The organism is Indolivaga capnocytophagoides (genome assembly GCF_036511535.1).
GTDB classification, from domain to species: Bacteria; Bacteroidota; Bacteroidia; order Bacteroidales; family Dysgonomonadaceae; genus Dysgonomonas_A; species Dysgonomonas_A capnocytophagoides.
Window position 1 is genome coordinate 2,209,835 of record NZ_AP028867.1, and the last position, 24,137, is coordinate 2,233,971.

Consider the following 24,137-nt stretch of genomic DNA (forward strand, 5'->3'; position numbering starts at 1 on the left):
ATTTTTTTTCAGTTTCCGTTGAGTAGAACAAATGAGTTAATCGTATTATAATTAAACAAGCCAACCAGAATGAAGTATTTTCAACATATAATAAATAAGTTTCGAAAAGAAAAACAATCTTCGGAATCAATCGGAGAGTTTCAGCAATGGCTGATAACTCCGGAAAACGAGGATGAAAAAGAAAAGGCTTTGTGGTCTTTGTGGGAGTCTCTGCCCGAAGCCGGTTTTTCTTCTGATGAAACTAAAGAAGCACTTCATTCTGTAGAGAAAAGTTTAGGCTTACATCAAGAGTCCCCTAAGCGATCTTTGTCTATGCATATCTGGCAAGCAGCCGCAGCTGTATTTTTCATCATAGCTGTAACATCTGTATTTCTCTTACTTTCGGAGCGCAAAGATTCTCAGGATTTAGTAGAGAGTTATGTTCCTAATTCGGAATTGCAAACTATCACCCTGCCTGATGGATCAACCGTTGAGTTAAACTCAGAGACAGTTCTTCTGTATCCTCATGAATTTACAGGAAATACCAGAAGTGTATTCTTAATCGGAGAAGCCAATTTTAAAGTAAAGAAAAATAAGAAGAAGCCTTTTATCGTTAAAACATCCAATTTTCAGGTAACGGCATTGGGAACTGAGTTTAATGTGGCGTCGTATGCTTCCGATATGCAGACTTCGGTTACATTATTATCAGGAAGTGTTTTAGTTGAAAACGACAATCACAAGGCTGATAACGGATACATATTAGAACCCGGAAATCAATTTATCTATGATAAGGAAAACAACAGTATCAGTTTGCAAAAAGAAGTTGATATTGAAAATATCACAGCATGGCAGAGAAGCGAAATTGTAATACGGGATCTGACATTATCGCAAATCTTAAATCTTTTGGAACGTAAATATCCTATAACCTTTAAATATCAAGAAGAAAACCTCTTTAACAAAGACACTTATAATTTCTCATTCAGAAAGAATGCATCTTTGGATGAAGTTATGACTGTCATAGAAAAAGTCGTCGGAAATATTAATTATAAACTAGAGAATAAATATTGTTATCTGGAGTTGAAAAGATAAAAGTGCACTAACTATAAACTCTCGGTAATTAACACCTTAACTCGAAAGAAAACTTAATACAGTTATTATTATGAAAAAAAGTACTCTTAACCATTTCCGGTTAAGGATATGAAACCCTTGTCTTTTTTCATTCGGAAACACGACAGCATCAATAAGTTATATCTAACTCAACTTTAAAGGCGTGCTGTTATAAGAAAACCTATTCTAAGCCATTTTTTAAGAAGAAACACATAAATTAAATCAAATCTATGAAGTATAATCATTCAAGAGCAAAAACATTGCTTGTTTTTATCTGTCTGTTTTTTATACAGGTAGGACTTTTTGCACAAAGCAATGCAAAAATCACAATACAACATAGTCGACTATCCATTGCGCAAGCATTGCATGAAGTAGAAAAACAAGCTAACATGTCGATAGCCTATAACTCATCTAAATTAGAGTCGGGCAGAAACATAAATCTCGACCTGAAAAACGCCACATTGGATCAGGCTCTGAACCAAATACTCTCCGAAACAGGATTCACTTACCAGATAGACGGAAATTACATTATGCTGGTTGCCGAGAAAAAATCAGCACCGAAAAAAAATATCACAGGAACTGTAATAGACGAAAACAACGACCCTTTGATCGGGGTCAGTGTAACTGTTGCGGGCTTAAAAGGCGGTGTTATAACCGACATTGATGGCAAGTTCTTAATTCAGGCTTCGGAAGGCGAAACTTTAGTTTTATCCTATTTGGGCTATACCACACAAAAGGTACAAGTGAAGAAAGAGAATCAATATTCTTTACAGATGCGTCCGGATGAACAGATGATCAAAGAAGTAGTAGTTACAGCTTTAGGTATAAAAAGAGAACAAAAAGCCTTAAGCTATAATGTACAACAGCTAAATCAGGATCAACTGGTAAATAATAAAGACGCGAACTTTATTAACTCTCTATCCGGAAAAGTAGCAGGAGTTAACATAAATACAAGCTCATCGGGAGTCGGTGGAGCCAGTAAGGTAGTCATGAGGGGTAATAAAAGTATTGCACAATCAAGTAATGCCCTCTATGTAATAGACGGTGTTCCTATTTTTAACTTCTCCGGAGGAGGTGGAACTGAATTCCAGTCCACAGGGTCGTCCGAATCGATAGCCGATTTAAACCCCGAAGATATAGAATCCCTTTCGGTATTGACCGGAGCGGCTGCCGCTGCTTTATATGGCAGCAGCGGAGCAAACGGAGCCATAGTTATAACCACTAAAAAAGGAAAAGAAGGAAAAGTAAGTCTTACTGTTTCTCAGAATACCGAATTTCTGAGACCATTGGTTATGCCTAAATTCCAGAACAAATACGGAACAGGAGATCTCCAATCTTCGGCGCCCGTTCTTGACAAAAGTTGGGGAGCATTGACAGATAACAGATATTCACCTCAAGACGATTATCTGAATACAGGAGTAGTAGCTACGGAATCATTTACGTTGAGCACAGGTACAAAAACCAATCAGACTTATCTCTCCGGAAGTGCGGTAAACTCAAAAGGTATGATTCCCAATAATAAATACGAACGATACAACTTCACATTCCGTAATACAGCATATTTTCTGAATGATAAAATGACACTCGATGTAGGTATGAGCTACATTAAACAGAAGGATCGGAATATGATCAATCAGGGAATTTATTCCAATCCTCTTGTTACCGCTTATTTATTTCCTCGCGGAGACGACTGGAATGATATCAAGATGTACGAAAGATGGGATTCGTCACGAAATATAAGCACTCAATACTGGCCTCAGGGAATCAACGAATATACAGGACAGAATCCTTATTGGATCAATTACAGAAATCTGAGGGAGAATACCAAAGACCGTTATATGATGAATGCCAGCCTCAGCTACAAAGTATTGGATTGGCTGAGCCTCTCGGGACGTATCAGAGTTGATAATTCGAATAACGACTTTACCGAAAAGCTCTATGCATCTTCCAACCTGACTCTTACCGAAGGATCAGCCAATGGTTTTTACGGAATTACCGGTACTAAAGAAAAACAAACCTACGGTGATGCCATCGCCAATATAGATAAGTCATTCGATAACGGAATTTCGGTACATGCCAATATCGGGACATCTTTTTCGGTAATCAAACAAGACATTCTAAGGGTTAGAGGACCTATAAGTGAATCTCTTATACCAAACGTATTTAACGTTTATCAATTGGATAATGCCAAGACAAAGAGGGAACAGCCAAGCTGGGAAGAACAAACCCAATCTGTTTTTGCAAGTGCCGAAATCGGATACAAGAGTGCCTATTACCTGACTCTTACCGGTCGTAACGACTGGCCGTCTCAACTTGCAGGGCCTTATTCTTCCAAGAGCTCTTTCTTTTATCCTTCAGTAGGAACATCTATTGTTCTTTCTGAAATATTCGAACTGCCCAAACAACTCGAATATGCCAAAGTAAGAGCATCATTTGCATCTGTCGGAATGCCATTTCCTCGCTTTCTGTCTAATCCTACTTACGAATGGGACAGCAGCACTAATTCATGGGCAGGAGCATTGAGCAACTATCCGATGTCTAATCTGAAACCGGAGAAAACAGATTCATGGGAAGTTGGTCTAAGTACTCGGTTCCTTCATGGATTCAGTCTCGACCTGAGTTTATACTCCACAAAAACATACAATCAAACCTTTGATGCCCAAATGTCTGTTTCATCTGCATACAAAAGGCTATATGTACAATCCGGAAAAGTACAGAACAAAGGTATCGAGCTATCTCTGGGCTATCAGAACACATGGAATGATATCAAGTGGTCTTCGACCTATACATTCAGTGCGAATAAAAACAAAATACTTGAAATCGTAAAAAATTATGTGCATCCGGAAACAGGAGCAACGATGAATATCGACCGTCTGGAAGTCGGACGTCTCGGATTGACCCGCTTTATTCTAAAAACAGGAGGAAGTCTGGGCGACTTATATTCAAGTGCCGAGTTAATGCGTGACCAAGACGGATATATCTATGTTACATCAGATGGTAATGTAGTTAAACAAAACGCAAAAGAAGACATCAAGCTGGGCAGCGTATTCCCTAAAGCGAACATGGCATGGAGAAATGACTTTTCTTGGAAAAATCTGAATTTCAGCTTCCTTATTTCCGCACGTTTGGGAGGTATTGTGTATTCTGCCACTCAGGCTACACTTGATCGTTACGGTGTTTCCGAAGCAAGTGCCAATGCCCGTGACAACGGTGGAGTATTGATCAACGGAGGAGACGTTATTTCTGCACAAAACTGGTACACAGCAATAGGCGGAGAATTGGGAATCCCTCAGTATTACACATACAGCGCAACCAATGTTCGCCTGCAGGAAGCCCGCATCGCTTACACATTTCCACGCAATAAAGTATGGAATGTTGCAGACGTAACAGTATCTCTGGTCGGACGTAATCTGTGGATGATATATAATAAAGCACCTTTCGATCCCGAAGCGGTAGCTTCTACAGGAAACTATTATCAGGGAATCGACTACTTTATGATGCCCAGCACCCGTAATTTAGGCTTTAACGTTCTCCTTAAATTCTAATCTTAACCTTATTTGTCATGAATAAATTATTTAGCAAAATACTGTTACTGACAGCTCTGTCCTGCTTCATTGGCTGTACAGATAATTATGAAAACGTAAACCGGAATCCCGGAGGAGTAACGGATGATGAAAAACAAAGGGATGATTATGCTTTACAAGCATCTATGCTCGAAATGCAGAACTACACAATTCCTGTGGATGCCAATATGTTTCAGTTTATAGACTGTCTTTTTGCAGGATCATATGGCGGATATATAGGAGACTCAAATCCCGGATTTAATTCCGGTAAATTTTCGAGTTACAATGCTCCCGAAAACTGGATGAAAGTCCCATTTGAAGATGTGATCCCCAAAATATTTCCAAATCACAGCCGAATCAAAAAAATGACCACAAAACCTGTACCGCTGGCTGTAGCTGACATTATCAAAGTTGTTGCTATGTCTCGTATTGTGGATACTTATGGACCAATGCCCTATTCGAAGATCGGAGCTGAAGGACAGCTGAATGCCCCTTACGATTCTCAACAGGCTATTTATAACAAAATGTTCAACGAATTGGACAGTGCCATACTGATTCTGAAAGAATACCGGACAGAAAATTTCAGTGCTAAAGCCGATAAAGTATATGGAGGAGACGCAATCGCATGGGTCAAACTGGCTAATTCGATAAAATTACGTCTGGCTATTCGTATTGCATATGCTGATGCCTCAACCGCACAGAAAAAGGCGGAAGAAGTTGCAGCCGATGAAATCGGAACCATGACTGGTAACAGTGATAATGCTTTTCTTGACCTTGATCAGAATCAAAATCCTTTTTATACAATTATGTATGAATACAATGGAGGAGATTCCCGCATATCTGCAGATATAACATCCTATATGAATGGGTTTAATGACCCTCGCAGAGAAAAATATTTCACAGTATCTACATTCGGAGGAAAAATCGAAGATGGATTTATCGGTATACGTTCAGGAATACAAATTCCGCCGGCAGAAACCGCACACGCTTATTCGAATATGATCGTTACTCCTAAGAGTAAACTCATGTGGATGAATGCAGCGGAAGTGTCGTTCCTGAAAGCAGAAGGAGCTTTACGAGGATGGAATATGGGAGGTACAGCCCAAAGCTTTTATGAAGAAGGCATCAGATTATCTTTTTCACAATGGGGAGCTTCCGGTGCGGATAGTTACATGACAAACGAGACAAATAAGCCTTTAGCTTATGTAGATCCCGCAGGTATAAATTCATTTAAAGGAACAACCAGTACTATTACCATTAAGTGGAATGCAGGTGCATCTTTCGAAACTAATCTCGAACGTATTATCACTCAAAAATGGATAGCCAATTTCCCTCTCGGACTTGAAGCGTGGAGTGAATTCCGCAGAACAGGTTATCCTAAACTAATGCCTGCTCCCTCTAACAAAAGCGGCGGTATAGTATCGGACAATAAAATGGCTCGCCGCCTACCCTATCCTCAGAGCGAATACACGGATAACACTACTAACCTGAATACAGGACTGAAATTTCTGAACGGTGCTGACAATATGGCAACAAATGTATGGTGGGACGCCAAGAAATAAAGTCATCACAAATTAATGACTTTCAACGAACAACCAGTTTACATAAATAGATGTAATTATGAAAAACAGATTAAATAAAAATACAATTATAGCTCTCCTCTGCCTTATGTCGGGATTAGGTTTTACGGCATGCAGCGATTGGACAGAAAACGAGAGCCTAGATGTAAATGTTCCGAATATAGAAAATATTGATCCTGATGTATATGCAAAATATTTGGAAAGCCTTCGAAATTATAAGCTTACAGATCATAAGTTAGTCTATGTCTGGTACGATAACAGCACAAAAGACGCTGTAAACCGCTCTCATCACTTGACAGCATTACCCGACAGCATAGATGTCGTAGCCTTGATGTATCCTGATAATCTGACTGACAGAGAACTACAGGAGATGCAATCGGTAAGGGAAAATAAAGGGATGAAGTTTATCTTCTCGATAGGATATGAAGCTATTAAGCTCGAATATGACAATGCTTTAGAAGAAGGAGCAGAGGTTAATGAAGACGAGTTCGTCACCTTTCTGACAGGTAAAGTCAACGATTATTTAGCTTTAGCAGATAAATACAGCTATGATGGCATCTCCATAAAATACAATGGGAAATCTACACTGCATATGACAGAGAAGGAGCTGGCGACTTATACTAAATTTCAGAATGCATACATGTCACCCATAAAAAGCTGGTATGATGCTCATAATTCAAAATCAATTATTTTTGAAGGAAAACCACAAAATCTTCTGGATAAAACAATATTAAAATCATGCAAGAGTATTATTATCAATGCAATGGATGAAGTATCAACACAAGCTATGGATTTCATCCTCGAAATGGCAGCCGTAGACGAAGTTCCGTCTGATCGTTTTATTGTACAGGTATCAACAGCATCTCTCGATCCTTCGGATAATAAAACCGGATATTTTAACTACGAAAAAGGCATCAGGGCTATCCCTCAGACTGCCGTATGGTTGGCACAACCATCTGCCAGATACAAGAAATCGGGAATCGGAATATACAATGTTCAGAACGATTTCTTCAATCCTACTCTGACATATCCATATACTAGAGGAGCCATAAATACTCTTAACCCTTCACCTAATAACTAAGGTGTTACTTAAGTCAAAAAAAGTATTTAATGATATACTTTCAGTTTATAACACACTCTGGTCGTTTCACTTACCAAAGTAATAAATAGGTCTGAGACCTTAATTCAAACATTATGAAAATATATAAATTATATATAACATCCATTATCGCCCTGTCAGCCTTATTTGCAGCATGCAATGACAGCGATTCGTTCGATAATAAAACTTTTATCAACTCATCGTCACTAAAAGAAGAAGTCTTGATAAAAAGGGGGATAGATGTAGTGGAAAAAACATTACAGGCTTCCGTAGCTCAACCCGAAGCTTCCGATATTAAGATTGTATATAAAGCAGATGCTTCGAAGGTTGACAAGTACAACTCGTTGTATAAAGACCATGCTATGCTGCTGCCTTCGGATAATTATACAATAACAGAACCTGAGGCTGTTATCAAAGCAGGGAGTGTGCTGTCTTCGGAAGTAAAAATAGTATTCAAAAACCTGAGTACTCTCAATGAAGACAGTGTATATGTATTGCCTGTTTCGATAGACAATGTATCCGTAGTAGGTATTCTGGAAAGTAAACAAACAACCTATTATGTAGTAAAAGGTGCTGCATTGATCAATACTGTAGCAGACATCGAGAAAAACAATTTATCGATAAACTGGGCTAAGCCGGACGTCTGCAATAATTTGTCACAGGTGACAATGGAAGCATTGTTTAGGGCAAGGGATTATGACCGTCTGATCAGTACAGTTATGGGAATCGAAGGACGCTTTCTTATCCGTCTCGGCGATGCTAATTTTCCACCGAGCCAAGTACAAATAGCAACAAGCCGTGGCAACTATCCGGATGCAGACAGCAATAAAGCGTTACCCACTAATGAATGGATACACATGGCTATGACCTATGATTCGGGAACTAATACGATGAAAATATACATCAATGGAAAAGTACAATCAAGTGTAACGACCCAGAGTATCGGAACCATAAACTTAGGAGTCGGAGGTGCTGACGGGTTTTATATCGGGCGGTCTTATGCCGATGATCGTTATCTGGCAGGAGAAATAGCCGAATGCCGTATATGGAATACTGTCCGCACACAAGAAGAAATTGCAAACAATCCGTACTATGTAGATCCAGAATCTCCCGGATTGGTGGCTTACTGGAAATTCGATGACGGCGACGGTAATATAGTAAAGGATCACACTTCGAATGGGAACAACGCTGTAGCCAAGAATGCTCTGAAATGGAACTCGGTAAGCTTACCCGAAAAGTCTAAATAAAGGGTTGAACTCTTAAATATATTCATTTACGTAAGTATAAATAATAATATAGAAGACTATGATTAACAATATAAAAAAGAGACTGTCGTCTTTAGCTGTATCTTCGATACTGGCAGGAGCATTGTTTGTTTCTTGTTCGGATGATATAAACCTCAGCAATATAGACGACAATAATTACGATAAGGCAAAAGACTCCTATGTATCCTTAAAGAATTATAACGATGCGCGAGCCATGCAGACAATCGAATTAAGAAGTGGCGGAACAGAAATTAAGGTATATCTGAAATTATCCAAAGCTCAAGAGAATACATTCTCAGGTAAACTCAAATTTGACGAATCTTTTCTCAATGAATACAATAATGCGAACGGTACGGATTTTAAAATTTTCCCATTAAGTTCGGCATCTATTGAGAACGGAGAAACTGTAACGATAGAAAAAGGGAAAACCGAATCTGAACCTGTAACCATTAAACTGAAGAAAGACAACAGTCTGGAAATCGGCAAAAGCTATATACTGCCGGTGGCATTCGAATCGAATGATTCGGGTATCAAAACCTCTTCAGGAGAAGGGGCTTATCTGTTCGTTGTAAAGTATATGGGTAATACTCCCGATGCTGCTAAAGAATCGGGTATCGTTACTATCATGTACTTCGAGGTTAATAATACGAATATACTGAATGCAGGAGAATATATGCTGAAAAACAGCGGTAAACCATTTGTAGATATTGTCACCATATTCGCCGCCAACATCAATTACAACAAGGAAACCGGACGTGTATTTGTATCTATGAACGAAAATGTTTCTCATCTGCTGTCCAACAGGGACAAATACATTAAACCTCTACAGGATAAAGGCATTCGTGTCAATTTATCAATACTCGGAAACCACGATGCAGCCGGAGTTGCTAATTTGTCTGAATCAACAGCTAAGGATTTTGCTAAAGAACTAAAAGCTATTGTTGATGCATATGGTCTTGACGGTATCGATTTCGATGACGAATATTCACAATACTCACAGTCAGTAGGAGTACCGGGATTTGTCACTCCATCCAGTAATGCTTATGCCCGATTATGTTATGAAACAAAAAAGATTATGCCCGACAAAACGGTCATAGTTTACCATTATGGGTATGTCGGGTTTAGCCAGACTGTAGAGGGTATGAATCCGGGCGATTTTGTTGATTATACATTAGAGCCTTATTACGGGTCTTTTAATAACAATATAACCAGACGGTATCTGGGTATGACTAATAAGCAAGTATCGCCCTATTCCCGTAAAATTGTTGATGGCTTATACAAACTTCCCGACGGACAAGGTTATTATGTAGGTACATACGACATGCAAACCCTCAAACGGGTAAGAGACAGTGAATATGGAGTGAATATGCTTTATGACTTCAATCCAGCGCAGAGCTATGTTTCAGCGTTTAATGATTTCGCCTCTGTTTTATATGACGATGAAATTGTATTCTCCGGAAACACGTTCGAAAAAGACTGGTAATATTCTTTAGATAGATTTTAGCCATTACAATCATAATTAATGGAGTAGTGGCTAAAATCTTTATTATCTTGGATAAAGAATAGATATATACTACTTAATCTGTTTAAAATGAAATTATCAACATTCATCTATCTGGCATTCATTGTCCCTATTCTCTCAACCGGCTGCGGAACAAGAGAGACTGTTTCAAACAGTTCTGAAAATCTGACTCAATATATTGATCCCTATATAGGAACAGGTGATCACGGACATGTCTTTATGGGAGCAAACGTCCCCTTCGGATTAGTTCAGTTAGGACCCACAAACATTACCGAAGGATGGGACTGGACTTCAGGATATCATATCTCGGACTCAACCATATTCGGATTCACACATACACATCTGAACGGAACCGGAATAGGCGATTTATGTGATATTGCTTTGATGCCTGTAATCGGCAATGTAAAACTAGGGAAAGGAGAAATATCCGACCCTCAATCAGGAATGTACTCTCTGTTCAGCCACCGCAACGAAACAGCTAAAGCAGGATTCTACTCAGTACATCTCGACAGATATAATATCGACGTTGCTTTAACTGCCACCAAACGGGTCGGCTTCCACAAATACACATTCCCCGAAAGCAAAGATGCAAAAGTTATAATAGACCTCAAGAGTAAGATAAACTGGGATAAACCCGTTGATACTTATTTGATCCGCGAAAATGATTCGGTTGTATCGGGCTATCGGTTCTCTACAGGATGGGCAAAAGACCAACGCATCTTTTTTACGGCTGTATTTTCTAAACCGATGAAAGGGTTTTCGTTATCTCACGGAGATGATACAATAGAAAGCAATTCTCTCAAGGCAGAAGGAGTGTACGCCCAAATACTTTTCGATACAACACCGAAAGAAGAAATCTATGTAAAAGTTGCCTTATCTCCGGTCAGTATAGAGAATGCCAAATTGAATATGAAGGACGAATTACCCGGATGGAATTTCGATCAGACAGTAAAAAAAGCAGATGAAGCATGGAATAACGAGCTCAAAAAAATAAAAATAACAACATCTGATGAGAAGATAAAACGCTGTTTTTATACAGCCATGTATCATACAATGATTGCTCCATCGGAATTTAACGACACGAACAAAGACTACTTGGGAACAGATAAAAAAATATACCGTAATGCCCCATTTATAAATTACACTACATTTTCGTTATGGGATACCTATAGAGCAGCACATCCGTTAATGACAATCATACATCCCGACAGAGTAAACGATATCATCAATACAATGCTTGCGATATATCAGCAACAAGGCAAATTGCCTGTATGGCATCTGATGGGATGCGAAACAGACTGCATGGTTGGCAATCCTGCAATCCCCGTAGTAGCAGATGCCATTCTGAAAGGATATAGCGGTTTTGACAAAGAGCTGGCATACGAGGCCATGAAGAAATCGGCAATGCTTGATGAAAGAGGGTTAAAATACCTCAAAGAATACGGCTATATACCATATAACAAAGAAGAAGAAGGTCTATCCAAATGTATGGAGTATGCAATTGCCGACTGGTCTTTAGCTCAGGTTGCTCAAAAGATGGGAAAACAAGACGATTATAATTATTTCCTGAAAAGGAGTAAATCTTATTCCCATTATTTTGATAAAGAAACAGGCTTTATGAGAGGATTATCTTCTGATGGAAAATTCAGAACACCTTTCAATCCTTTCGAATCCGTGCATCGCGATAATGATTATACCGAAGGCAACGCATGGCAATACACATGGCTAGTTCCGCACGATATACAAGGATTAGTAAATCTGTTCGGCAGTACCGACAGATTTATATCCAAGCTCGATTCTCTATTCATTGTCGAAGGTTCTCTGGGTGAGCATGCGTCTCCTGATATAAGCGGACTTATAGGTCAATACGCACATGGCAATGAACCGAGCCATCAGGTATTGTACATGTATCCTTATGTAGGACAGCCCTGGAAAACAGCAGAAAGAGTACGTCAGGTATTATCCGAGTTATACCACGATCAGCCTGCCGGACTATCGGGCAATGAAGATGTAGGACAGATGTCGGCATGGTATATCTTGTCTGCTCTGGGTTTCTATCAGGTAGAACCTGCAGGTGGAAAATATATATTCGGAAGTCCTCTTATAGATCAGGCTGTTATAAAAGTAAAAGACAATAAAGAATTCAAGATAATAGCTCACAACAACAGTTCTGAAAATAAGTACATCCAAAGTATCCGGCTGAATGGAAAAGAGTATATTAAATATTACATAGATTTCAAGGATATAGAATCGGGAGGTACCCTCGAATTTGAAATGGGAAATAAACCTTCAAAAACATGGGGCACAACAGAAGATGTCCTTAAAGCCGAAAACAAATAAGATTCAGAATTTTTATCTATACTGAAAACAATGTCTGGATCTTTCAATATGAAAATTAAGAGGAAAAGGTTACGGATGAAAAAGAGCAATTTCAGTGTGACCTTTGTAACCTTTTGTGGTTAAAAAATTAAATAACAGCAATTAACGACAATGAATAAAAGATATATATTAACAATACTAATTCTGTGTATGATATTTGCTCTACAAGCGCAGAACCGTTACGAATTAGATTCGGGATGGAAATGCCTGCAAGCATCACAAACTGAAGATAGCGGAGAAAAGATATCAGTAATATCGTATCCTACAAACAAATGGAAAAAAGCAGTTGTTCCCGGCACAGTGCTAACAACCCAGCTTGAGAACAAGGAAATTCCCGACCCTTTTTACGGGATGAACAACGAGAAGATACCTGACATCTACGACACCGGACGAGAATATTATACTTACTGGTTTATCAAAAATTTCGAAGAAAAACAACCTAAGGGAGAAGAACAGGTCTGGCTTACATTCAGAGGTATAAATTACAGTTGTGAAATCTATCTGAATGGTCGAAAAGTAAATACAGAACTTTACGAAGGCATGTTTTTACGCAAAACTTTTAACATTACCAAATTGTTGGCTGCCGATGGAAAAAACAGGCTGGCTGTTATTGTATATCCTCCCGATCCTGTAGGTAAACCGAATGGCGGGCAAGGCGGAGATGGACGGATTGCGAAGAATGTATCACATCAGTACGTTGCAGGCTGGGATTGGATACAGCCTATCCGCGATCGTAATACCGGAATCTGGGATAAAGTATACATAGAAAAAACGGGACGAGTAAATCTGCTGAATCCTCATATTATAACAGTAGTTCCGGAAAAGCGTATTCCGTGTGAAGAACAGCAGCATGCAGTGCTAAAAGTGTCAGCAGAACTTGAGAATACTTCGGACAAACAAATATCAGGTACATTACGCTATACATTGGGACAAGATATTATCTCACAAAATGTTACAATATCACCCAATTCGAGTACCAAAATACAATTGCCCGATTTCACAATGGAAAATCCGAAATTGTGGTGGCCTTCGGGGTACGGAGAGCAATCGTTATACAATCTGAACATCGAATTTATAGAGGATGGCAAAACCACAGCATCCGATTCTGAAAAGCTAACATTCGGAGTACGGGAAATTTCCCGAAAATGGAATACTGTAACCCGCAGTCAGGAAATATACGTCAACGGTCAGCGGATTTTTATAAAAGGTGGAAACTGGATTATCTCGGATGCTATGCTCAGATTTACAAACGAACGCTATGATGCCGAAATCCGCTATCACCGAGACATGAACCTCAATCTTATCCGTATTTGGGGTGGAGCATTAACCGAGCGCCCTGAATTTTATCAGGCCTGTGATAAATACGGTTTGTTAGTTATTCAGGATTTTTGGTTTTCAGGCGATTGCAACGGACGCTGGCTCGATCCGTTAAAGGCGGAAGACCAATGGACAAGACGAAAGTACCCTGATAATCATCCGCTGGTTTTAGAGTCTGCCAAAGATATGATAAAGATGATACGCAACCATCCCTCTTTAGCCATGTGGTGCGGTGGCAATGAAATTATGCCTCCGGAGGATATTTTAATACCGTTAAGAGACAGCATTCTCCCTCAACTGGATGGTACCCGTTGGTTTATAGACTATTCTAATTCTGACGAGTGGTCGTATAATTTCTTAGGAGGCAATGGAGACGGCCCATATACTATACAACCGATAGAATCGTTTTGGGAAAAGCAAACATGGCCATTTAACTCCGAGGTCGGCTCAGTCGGGGTCGGCGATTATGAATCATTGGAACGTTTCCTGCCTGAAGAGAATAGAATTGCTCCTCAATATAATCCGAATGCTAAGTTTAGAGAAGATGTTGATCCGGTATGGACATATCATACTTATTCCGGAGTAGGTTATGAGAATTTTATAGAACCTTACGGAAAACCTAAAGACATTAGAGACTTTGCGATGAAAGCTCAATTGGTCAACTACGATCAGTATCGGGCACTGATCGAGGGATTCAGTTCTCATATGTGGGAATGGTATACAGGAACTATTATCTGGAAAACTCAGAATCCATGGACTTCGATGCGCGGACAGATGTACGATTATTATCTTGACTCGAATGCATCACTATTCGGCTTACGTAAGGGAAGCGAGCCGTTGCACATAATGTGTAACCCTGTTACGGGACGAGTAATGATCGTTAACAATAACTTTAAGGCGTATAATGATTTGATGATCATAGCTAAAGCATATGATATAAACGGGAAAGAGACCTTACTGACTCAAGAGATTGCATATATCAATGCGTCTGATACAAAAAAGACCATCATCTTAAAAGAGCCATTGGATAAGATCACTAAAGAAAAGGGTGGTTTTCTCTACCTTCAATTATTGGATAAGGACAAAAATATATTGAGTGAGAATTTCTACTGGTACCCGGATTCTCAAAAGAAATATACAGGACTAAACGAAATGAGAAAGGCTGATCTCGGTATTTCTGCCAGATTCTTATCTGAATCAAAAATTGAAGTAAGTCTTTCTAATTCTATAAATAGCCCGGTTGCCTTTTTCAATAGGATTTCTCTAATAGACTCGAAAACAGGAAAACGTATACTTCCTGCTTTTTATGACGATAATTATGTATCTGTTATTCCGGGTGGAACCAAAACTGTTATAATAGACTACAATCCGAGGAACAATGAGAAACCTCAAATAGAAGTAAGAGGATGGAATACTAATCTTAGCACAGTTAGCATAAGCAATTAAGTGAACAGTAGTTTAATTTCGTATAAGTGTCAGCCTTTCAATCGAATTTCGTACAAACTAAGACTTGACACTTATACGGAATTATAATAAGGGTAATAGGATCAGATAATTTACCATTTAATCAAAACAGAAACACCTTCGGGGTTGTTCTCAAATTCAAGCAGATAGGTTTTCGTCTGACTATCCCAATATCGAGTTTCGAAGACATTTGTTCCATTGACCAACACCGAACGCGGAATCCTCGGTAATAGCACCCGTGAAACATTGGTCGTATTTATAGGGCTTTTAGCAACAAAAGAGTATGAATCTTTCTGGACTTCTTCTTCATAAATCCGACTTGCCGAAGCAAGCACCTGAGGCTTATGTTTATCCTTAACCCGTGAAATATTAAAGAAGAACGCATGCTCTCCCGGCTGAATTTCTTTATGAGTATATATGGGTAGTTTCGGATCGAACAAATCAATTAATACACCATCTATCACATAAGGCTTATCATTCACACTTTCATCTAAGACAGCAACCAGATCATAAGCTCCCCGCTGTAAATAGAAGCTGTTCTTGAATTCAAGTTTCCCTGCTTTAGACTTGTTTTCATACATATCAGATACAATATCCAGCAACTTTTTATCGCTTCCTGTATTTAAGACAAACTCTTTAGGATCTGACCTCACAACATATACAAAGCCTTTTCCATAGCTATAAATGCCTTCGTTAGGAGAGATTTCAATATTCATCCTTTCAAACAGATGTGCGGATGGAGTCCTATAAGCATTTCCTTTTGTATTCCACCATTCCGAAACAGACTGAAACGGATCATTATCCTGCCCACAATACACCAATACACCGCCAGATTTAACCCAATCAGCCAGATGCGTATGAGCTTCGGGGCTTAATGGTTTCATGTTAGAATATGACATCAGCAGGACTTTAGTTTCCGACAATGCTTCCTTGTATGACAAGTTTTCAATATGTACAGTCTTAACCGGAACTCCTCTTTTCAGGAAGGGCAAAGCCAATCCATAAAAATTTGCAAGCTGCGGATCTTCATATCCTTCGTGAATGGGAAATCGCTGAAACATCAAAGAATTAGCCATCAAAACACTAATACCTTTAGAACCCGAAACTCTAGATTCTGTCAAAGGCATCTGATTCAATGTATTCACCATTACCTGCATTTGAGTAGAATAATGTCTCGGTATTCTTTCTTTTTTATCGCTATCTGCACTCGTTTTATATAAACCTTCATATATACGTTCTGGCCAAGGCATTATCTCATAGTTAGCTATCTGAGGGTACAAAAGTTGAGCGACAAAAGTAGCCTGATAGTTTTTCTTGTAATCAACCCAATCCCGAGGCCAATCCTCTATCGGATCTGTAAGAAAAAACATCTTGCGGCCGGTTGGAGCAGTCATAGACTCCATTGATCCATATTCAAGAAAAGCCGTTTCGAACACACGTTCTTTGAGTTTTCCGTTGAAATAATTAGGTTCACGGGAAGTACCCGTCCAAACCTGAGCAATGTAACCATCAATACATGGAAGAGATGCCAAACTAGCCTCCGGACTTACAATCTGCCATTGCGAATAATTGACTAAAGAATGAGTCGGCACATAGCATTTAATATCCATACCCTTACTCTTTCCATACTCTTTCGCAAAAGTAAAGACATCATTCAAAGCATTATAATAAAGATGGTACTTCAGCTTATTTGCCTGATATGTATTCTCGGGAGACTCATGCTGAGGTCTCCATTCCGATCCGTAAAAATTTTTCCATTCCCGTTTAAAAGCCTCACTGTACCCTGCTCTAGCCCAGAATTCAGGCTCTTCGAGAAAAATAGCATCAATACCGGCATCAATTACCCGTTTTATATGTTTCTCTTTTATATATTTCAAATAATTAGCAGTAGGAACGATATAAGGAACCATATGGCCATGCCAGATAGTATCGCCATTTTGTTGTACCTGACCTTCATCCAAATGCATCTTTCCATCCCATTCGCCTGTAAAATAGTCCTGATATTCACCCCATGCTATTCCTGTCATAAAATGGACAGTATAACCTCTGTCTTTCCAAGATTGAACACGTTCTTCGAATGATATTTTTTCCGACTTATCGGAAGGATTTCCCCCTACCCCGTATACCATTACAGCATCGGCACGGGTATCAATGGTAGGTCTCCATTCTCTTGATGTCTGAAATGTAGTCTTTACATTATCGACATTCTGAGATTTCAATTGAAGACCAACACCTAATAAACATAGAACCAAAATTTTATTTCTCATAGAGTATTGTTTAGTTAAGATCTCAGACCCTTTCATCAACTTCGTAAACATAAAAATAACAGGCAATTAGCATTTCGACACGCCATTAAAAACGTTCCGTTACTTATAATAAAAGGTTACAAAAGTCACACTGAAATTGTACTTTTTCTGATGTTTCCTTTTTTCATTAATAATTAATAAAGGGTAGAGCAGAGCCCTACCCCTACAAAATGTACCCGCCACACATTTAAAGAATATTTTTTTTACAAGAGAGTCTGCGCCCAAAAGACCGCTTTCTCTTATAGATAAAATTTCAAATTCCTCAAATCAGGAACAGTCTTTACTTATTATCACGGAATCATTACTTCCATCGGTGCACTGTAATTCCATCTTCTGATACCACTTCCTTTTGGCGTATCGTAATTTATGCGGGCTGCAGCACGCACAAACACCTTACGACCCGAAGGTATAGTTCCGTTCGACTGTATAGTTATCTCGTCTCCCAGCAAAGAATTAAATGCCGAACCTGTATATTCGATTTTGCTTGACCATCTTTCGTCCCGGGCTCTATATCCGACACTGGAAGAATAGCTTATAAAAAACTGAATATCTGTTATATTTAGGAAACTATCGCTATAATCGCCCATTACTTGAACTTTTTCTTTAAATATCTCCGGAGAAACAGCTCTGGTCACACGTACTTTTGCGGTAACCTTCCCATTTGCAACGGTAGGATCTCCCAGTAATTCCACTTTCAAAAATGGATAAACTTCGAATTTCACATTTTTGACTCCGCTTATTTTAGTGTCTATCGTTTCATCGGCATAAACTATACCCCGTTCATCTTCTCTGACAAGAGGTATAAACGGTCCGTCAATACGGATATTATAGTCCGCTTTAAATAACTTGGTATTCTGAAAAGTCCCATCCGACATGCAATAAAAATCAGGATTCGGAGTCACATTTTCGCCCCAACTCGTTTCAGTCAATCTCACACGAATGCCTTCACTTCCCTGATCGGTCAGCACCCGTTCGCCGGTAGCTATATCTACCACTTCGCCCTGTAAAGTTTCGCCCGGTTCATCATAGTTATCCATTTCGAATAAACTACAAGACGTAAACAAAGCGAGTATACATATAAAAATATAAGGTTCTATTTTTTTCATATTCCGTATATTCATTATTTATAAAAGTCTGCGACCTTTATTATTATAGATATAATATCATTATCTGTTAGGTTGTTGATCAATTACCCTGCTTTTAGCAACTTCACCCGAAGGTATTGCAAAATAATAATCGATAGCATTAAACTCAAAAGTCTTAAGACTAACCCATTGGAAACGTGCGTCAAAGAAATACTTTCCGGTTTGAGTTGAAAAGAACGGATATAAACCGCGGAAACGATACCTCGCATTATTACTGTAAAGAGATTTATCCCTGCTTTCGCCCCAGAATTCATCACGACCTTCGTAATGCGAAACACGCCATCTGCGTAAATCCCAGATAGTTTTATGCTCGAAAGCCAGCTCTTTGCGGCGTTCTTTACGTACAATATCCAAACCTGTTCTGTTAGAAGTAATCTGACTGGTCAACTGAGTAGCTCCGGCACGTTCACGAATGGCATTAACAGCTTCTGTAGCCACCTGTATCAGATTAGAACCATCAGGAGAAGGAGCTCCTGCCAAAGATAGTTCCACACCGGCTTCCGCTGCATTAAGCAATACTTCGGCGTAGCGCATCAAAATAAACGGCTGAGCCGATTTACCTTCTCCGGCTTCGAATGACGGATCCGGATTAAGCCATTTACGACCATAAAGACCAGTAAGACAACCTTCACCAAAATCATAGAACGGACCATTAGCTCCGGCAGCCGTCATATCTTTTCCATTATAAGAAACGATTTCTTGACTATTTCCATCTCTTGGACTCAAAAACAAAGTCTTAGGTGTATTTTTATAAGCATCCAAATGCTGATAACGTGTATCAGCCGAATTATACGAATAATCATTAAACAATGGTTTTACAGGAGAAGACCCCGTATAAATACCTGCACGAATCTCAATTTCTTTTCCCTTAAACATATCTCCGGGGAAAATAACATAGGCACGCAAACGTGGTTCTGCGTTTTTAAAGAAATCCATCGGTTTATCGTACATTATATAATCGCCCGTAGTGTTAGACGAACCCGTTGTTACTTTTACAGTACCATTCGGATAGCGATCGAATCCATCGAACAACTCCAGAAAATCCAAAGTGGGGCAAGTTCCCGATGCTAATGGAGCACGGAATATAAATGGAGCACTGTAAGCATCATATCCGTGGGTTAATGTCGGGTATTGATACTGCTTCACATAAATATTTTCGGGACTGGACAAGTCGCTGAACATATCCACCATATTCTGATATTGAGCTTCTTTATCTGTTGCCGACCATTTCTTCTTATACAGAGAATAACCTCCGGTTTCCATTACTTCACGGGCAGCCTTATAAGCTTCTGTAAAATACCTTTTAGATGCAGCCTGCCACGTATCACTTGCAAAACCTATAACTCTTACACCTGTCTTTTCACCCAATCCGGTCATACGTCCGGGCAGTGTTTCGTTATATTTTGCTACAGATCCGGCATATAACATCGCCTCGGATTTGAAAGCAAGAGCAACGTATTTATTCGAATAACCTGTTCTCGGACTGGTTGTTTCCAGTAGCTCGGCAGCCTTATCAAAATCGGCTAATACCTGATCCCAAGTTTCTTCTTCGGTCGAGCGAGGCACTTCCAATTCACTTGATTCAGCAGGATAAGGAATAACTTTAGTAACCAGCGGAACTCCTCCGAAACGGCGAGCCATAGCATAAAATACAGTCGCACGTACAAAATATGCCTCACCCAAATAGTGTTTGTAGCGTTTCTCCGTAAAAGCCTCCCTGTATTTAGGCAAGGTTTCCAACAAGTAATTTGCATCTCTCAATAGTTTGAAAGGTTGAGCTTTCTTTCCCTCATCATTCCAGTATGGTGTATCCTCACCTGTAAAGGCTGAGCATATTCCATCTCTGTTCAAGGCTTCTCCGGTTCCCGATATCCCCATGGCTCCAAGCCAAGAGTCGAACCTCAGCCCCCATTGAGGCATATATTTGAATTCCTCAAAAGGCATATAGCTGTACATACGTGCCAGATAAATTTCCATCCCCGACTCATTGGTCATCAGGTCTTCATCCGTTACAATATTCTTAGGCGATATATCCAGATCATTACACGATGTAATAAACAGCATACCGAGTAAGGCTAACATAAATATCTTTTTCATATCTGCATTTTTTAGATTCGTTACTTTTCATTAAGTAACAATAAGTATTTAATGTTGCATTTTAAAGCAATAACTATCTATTGCTGTTATACTTAAACAGTCATCAAATAAGTCTGAGTCCTTAAAAAGAAAGGGATAATCCTAGTGTATAAGTTTTATTCAGTGGATATAAACGCCCATTGTCATCATCAGGATGTTCAGGATCCACAAATTTTACTTGCGTAATAGTAAACAAATTGTAAGCATTGGCAAAAATTCTCAGATTCATTGTCGGCCAGGCTTTCCATTTGGGTAAGGTATATCCTAGTTCTACACTTTTAAGACGCAGATATGCCGTACTTACTCTATTGAATTCCGAATCGCTGCGTGGATAACGACCTGTATATCCATAATATCCGCTCACCCACTCGATAGATGGATCATAAGGGTCTGCTGTTGGATCAACCGGATGCCAACGATCCAGATATTGCTCCAATGTACCACCTCCGTTTGTACCCCATATAGCATACAACGGCTCTTTATATTCCATAGATCCTAAAGCCGATCCCTGAAACAGGGCATTCATATCGAGATTTTTGTACTTAACATCAAAACTGAAACTATAATTCAGCCACGGTGTTTGGTCGAAAGCATAAGGATGAACATCCAATCCATCAATTTGTCCGTCTCCGTTCCAGTCCTGATATTTATAATCTCCGGGCAATACATCCCTGTCTTTATAACCGGGATAAGACCATATATCCTGCCAGCTTGTATAACGTCCTGCCGATTCGTATCCGAACTGCATACCCTGATAACGGTTTGTAAGATTATCATTACGCCATCTATCATAAGAGTTACCCCATGGGCCTTTTTCCGATGCGGTCATGTATTTCTGACGTGTAATAGTACCAATAGCCTTTACTTTATAGAACACATCCCCTATCTGATTGCGGTGCGAGAGTTCGAGATCAATACCGAAATGACGGTCGCTATCGAGGTTCTCTCTCGGAGCATCTGCACCTACAACAGTGGGCAAATCTCCCTTACGACGGGCAAAACGTCCCTCACGGCGGCGGTCGAAATAGTCTACAACAAATCCGAATAAACCGTTCCAGCCTTCAAAATCGACTCCGACATTGAATGTTCGGGATTCAAACCAAGTAATATTTCTGTTTGGAAGTGCCTTTGTTGCAACTCCATTCACAAACTGATCTCCGAAAATATAGCCGGGAGCATACTGTGCATAATATCCTTTGTCCCCATTATCTCCGGTTGCAGGATAAATATAACCGGTTGCCCAGTCGTAATCCAGATCGCCGTCATCACCCAGTATACCATAACTGGCTCGCACTTTCAACTGATCTACAAAAGAAAATAGTGGAACTGATTTAAAGAATGGCTCTTCCGACAATCTCCAACCCACAGAGGCAGAAGGGAAAAATCCCCATTGATGACCTTTCGCAAACTTCGAAGATCCATCGTATCTGAATTGAGCTTCTGCAATATAACGGTTATCAAATGTATAGTTAACCCTACCGATAAGAGCAGAATTGGCCTGATCATAAAGATCATTATTACCGGTCAACATACCGCCTTTCTGATTTTCATCCACACCTGCGAACAAGTATTCCATGGCGAATGCCAAATCACGCATAGCGTAGAAATTATCTCCGTCACGCTTCTGAGTTTCCCATCCGACCACACCATTTACAGCATGCTTCTTATCGAATGTACGATTATAATTAAGTGTAAACTGTGCTAATTTCTGCTGTTTCGAAAAGTTTTCACGTCTCAATTGATTCGGTGAACTTTCGTTATACAACTTTTGATCATATAATCCCGATACTTTATTGTAAGCATACTGGTAGTATTCTTTACGGAATATCGTATTATCATCCATTCTGTAATCGTAGCTGAACAAAGCTTTTGCCGACAACCCCTTCAATTCGGGCAATATTGTTTCCAGATCGAAATTCAATGAAGCCGAAGATTGAAAATATTTTTGCTTGTACTTACGGTATCCCGATATATCGGATGTCATTTTGGCTACCGTATTTTCTTCCAGATCCAAGCCTTCGTAATTGAGCATTGTATTTTCAGGGTCGGCATAAGCAGGATTCAATACCCCTTGACGCCAATAGTTTCTGATTATATCCGAAGAACCTGAATAAGGAGTATTACGTTGATCCGCAACTCCACTCAAGCTAAGTTCGAAAGTCAGACCTCTTGTTATTTCCGTATTTATATTCGATCTAAGATTGAATTTATCGTAATTCAAATCTCCCGATTTAAATAATCCTTCCTGATAGAAGTAGCCTAATCCCACATAAAACTGAGTTTTTTCACTACCTCCCGTAATACTCACATCATGCTGAGTCTGAGGTGATGTTTCGGCGAATATAAGTTTGTTCCAATCCGTAGAGCGGCGTGTACCATTACGAAAAGCTTCGAAATCGGCTTCGGTATATATAAGATTTCCGCCATTGATATTATTCATCGACTTCTCATTATAGATCGTCATCGTTTCGAAAGCATTCGCCAGTTTAGGCATTTTCGAAGGTTGCTGTATAGTATAAGAGGCGTTATACGAGACCGATGTCTTACCTGCTTTAGACCCTTTTTTGGTCGTAACCAGAATAACGCCATTAGCGGCACGCACCCCGTATATTGCAGCAGAAGCATCTTTCAATACAGATATATCTTCGATATCATTGGCATTCAAACGCTGGAAATCGGCAGCTTCACGAGGGATCCCGTCTATTACAACCAACGGAGACCCTAATCCTCTGATGTCCAAATTATTGTTATATGTTCCGGGTTCGGCACTTTTTTGCCATACACGGACACCTGCAATACGTCCGGTCAACATATTCTGCGGATTCTCATTCTTTGTCTGGAGCATTTCCGAACCCTTAATTCCTGCCACAGCTCCTGTAAGAGTCGCTTTCTTTTGTGTACCATATCCCACAACTACCACATCGTCCAATGCAATGCTTTGGTCATCGGTGAGCGATACATTAATTTCGGTACGTCCGTTTACCTTTTCTTCTTTAGTACTCAGCCCTAGAAATTTAAACTCAAGGGTTGCATCCTTAGCAGCTTCGATAGTATACTTACCATCAATATCTGTAATTGTTCCATTTGTCGTGTTCTTCACCGCAACGGTCGCTCCGATAACAGGCTCCTGATTATTATCCAGTACTTTACCTGATATTTTGATATTTTGTGCCAATAACGATAAAGGCATAAAAACAACAAAGAGCATCATTAAAATCCTATAATGCAAGGATTTTATATTTTTAGCATATTGTGCTTTTATCATACTGCTTATT

The 24,137-nt window shown here is 39.5% G+C and carries 12 protein-coding genes; 8 read left to right on the forward strand and 4 right to left on the reverse strand.

Going from position 1 to position 24,137, the window contains the following annotated elements; translation table 11 throughout:
• Positions 1-69: 69 nt before the first annotated feature.
• The 8 genes from AABJ51_RS09025 to AABJ51_RS09060 all read left to right on the forward strand — a co-directional run bounded on the left by AABJ51_RS09025 (position 70) and on the right by AABJ51_RS09060 (position 15,257).
• On the forward strand, positions 70-1,068 hold the full coding sequence (locus AABJ51_RS09025; RefSeq protein ID WP_338375703.1) for a FecR family protein: 999 nt from the start codon (positions 70-72) through the stop codon (positions 1,066-1,068).
• A 248-nt stretch (positions 1,069-1,316) separates the two neighbouring features.
• Positions 1,317-4,631: a SusC/RagA family TonB-linked outer membrane protein gene (locus tag AABJ51_RS09030; RefSeq protein ID WP_338375705.1), complete on the forward strand. Its 3,315-nt coding sequence runs from the start codon at positions 1,317-1,319 to the stop codon at positions 4,629-4,631.
• Between the two features lie 17 nt (positions 4,632-4,648).
• Positions 4,649-6,211, forward strand: a complete 1,563-nt coding sequence (locus AABJ51_RS09035) for a RagB/SusD family nutrient uptake outer membrane protein (protein ID WP_338375707.1) — start codon at positions 4,649-4,651, stop codon at positions 6,209-6,211.
• 58 nt (positions 6,212-6,269) lie between these two features.
• Positions 6,270-7,310: a glycoside hydrolase family 18 gene (locus AABJ51_RS09040; protein ID WP_338375709.1), complete on the forward strand. Its 1,041-nt coding sequence runs from the start codon at positions 6,270-6,272 to the stop codon at positions 7,308-7,310.
• A gap of 113 nt (positions 7,311-7,423) precedes the next feature.
• The gene (locus AABJ51_RS09045) at positions 7,424-8,575 is read left to right on the forward strand and encodes a DUF1735 and LamG domain-containing protein (protein ID WP_134436364.1); all 1,152 of its coding nucleotides are present in this window, start codon (positions 7,424-7,426) and stop codon (positions 8,573-8,575) included.
• A 58-nt stretch (positions 8,576-8,633) separates the two neighbouring features.
• A complete protein-coding gene (locus tag AABJ51_RS09050) occupies positions 8,634-10,076 on the forward strand; it encodes a BT_3987 domain-containing protein (RefSeq protein WP_338375713.1) in 1,443 nt (480 codons plus the stop codon).
• A 108-nt stretch (positions 10,077-10,184) separates the two neighbouring features.
• Positions 10,185-12,455, forward strand: coding sequence for a GH92 family glycosyl hydrolase (locus tag AABJ51_RS09055; protein WP_338375715.1), 2,271 nt, complete (start codon positions 10,185-10,187; stop codon positions 12,453-12,455).
• A 189-nt stretch (positions 12,456-12,644) separates the two neighbouring features.
• Positions 12,645-15,257 (forward strand): glycoside hydrolase family 2 protein, encoded by a 2,613-nt coding sequence (locus AABJ51_RS09060; protein WP_338375717.1) that lies wholly within the window; start codon positions 12,645-12,647, stop codon positions 15,255-15,257.
• 110 nt (positions 15,258-15,367) lie between these two features.
• On the opposite strand, the gene AABJ51_RS09065 is transcribed toward AABJ51_RS09060, so the two are convergent.
• From AABJ51_RS09065 to AABJ51_RS09080, 4 genes are all read right to left on the reverse strand, one after another.
• Positions 15,368-17,542 carry a hypothetical protein gene (locus AABJ51_RS09065; RefSeq protein ID WP_338375719.1) on the reverse strand — a complete coding sequence of 725 codons (2,175 nt, stop codon included), beginning with the start codon at positions 17,540-17,542 and terminating at the stop codon, positions 15,368-15,370.
• A gap of 329 nt (positions 17,543-17,871) precedes the next feature.
• Positions 17,872-18,687 carry a DUF3823 domain-containing protein gene (locus tag AABJ51_RS09070; RefSeq protein ID WP_134436359.1) on the reverse strand — a complete coding sequence of 272 codons (816 nt, stop codon included), beginning with the start codon at positions 18,685-18,687 and terminating at the stop codon, positions 17,872-17,874.
• Positions 18,688-18,747: 60 nt separating this feature from the next.
• Positions 18,748-20,823, reverse strand: coding sequence for a RagB/SusD family nutrient uptake outer membrane protein (locus AABJ51_RS09075; RefSeq protein ID WP_338375722.1), 2,076 nt, complete (start codon positions 20,821-20,823; stop codon positions 18,748-18,750).
• 121 nt (positions 20,824-20,944) lie between these two features.
• Positions 20,945-24,127, reverse strand: coding sequence for a SusC/RagA family TonB-linked outer membrane protein (locus AABJ51_RS09080; RefSeq protein ID WP_338375724.1), 3,183 nt, complete (start codon positions 24,125-24,127; stop codon positions 20,945-20,947).
• Positions 24,128-24,137: the final 10 nt, after the last annotated feature.

Excerpts from the sequence above, each read along its gene's own strand:
- AABJ51_RS09025 (WP_338375703.1), top strand. The coding sequence starts at position 70 with ATGAAGTATTTTCAACATATAATAAATAAGTTTCGAAAAGAAAAACAA.
- AABJ51_RS09030 (WP_338375705.1), top strand. The coding sequence starts at position 1,317 with ATGAAGTATAATCATTCAAGAGCAAAAACATTGCTTGTTTTTATCTGT.
- AABJ51_RS09035 (WP_338375707.1), top strand. The coding sequence starts at position 4,649 with ATGAATAAATTATTTAGCAAAATACTGTTACTGACAGCTCTGTCCTGC.
- AABJ51_RS09040 (WP_338375709.1), top strand. The coding sequence starts at position 6,270 with ATGAAAAACAGATTAAATAAAAATACAATTATAGCTCTCCTCTGCCTT.
- AABJ51_RS09045 (WP_134436364.1), top strand. The coding sequence starts at position 7,424 with ATGAAAATATATAAATTATATATAACATCCATTATCGCCCTGTCAGCC.
- AABJ51_RS09050 (WP_338375713.1), top strand. The coding sequence starts at position 8,634 with ATGATTAACAATATAAAAAAGAGACTGTCGTCTTTAGCTGTATCTTCG.
- AABJ51_RS09055 (WP_338375715.1), top strand. The coding sequence starts at position 10,185 with ATGAAATTATCAACATTCATCTATCTGGCATTCATTGTCCCTATTCTC.
- AABJ51_RS09060 (WP_338375717.1), top strand. The coding sequence starts at position 12,645 with ATGATATTTGCTCTACAAGCGCAGAACCGTTACGAATTAGATTCGGGA.
- AABJ51_RS09065 (WP_338375719.1), bottom strand. The coding sequence starts at position 17,542 with ATGAGAAATAAAATTTTGGTTCTATGTTTATTAGGTGTTGGTCTTCAA.
- AABJ51_RS09070 (WP_134436359.1), bottom strand. The coding sequence starts at position 18,687 with ATGAAAAAAATAGAACCTTATATTTTTATATGTATACTCGCTTTGTTT.
- AABJ51_RS09075 (WP_338375722.1), bottom strand. The coding sequence starts at position 20,823 with ATGAAAAAGATATTTATGTTAGCCTTACTCGGTATGCTGTTTATTACA.
- AABJ51_RS09080 (WP_338375724.1), bottom strand. The coding sequence starts at position 24,127 with ATGATAAAAGCACAATATGCTAAAAATATAAAATCCTTGCATTATAGG.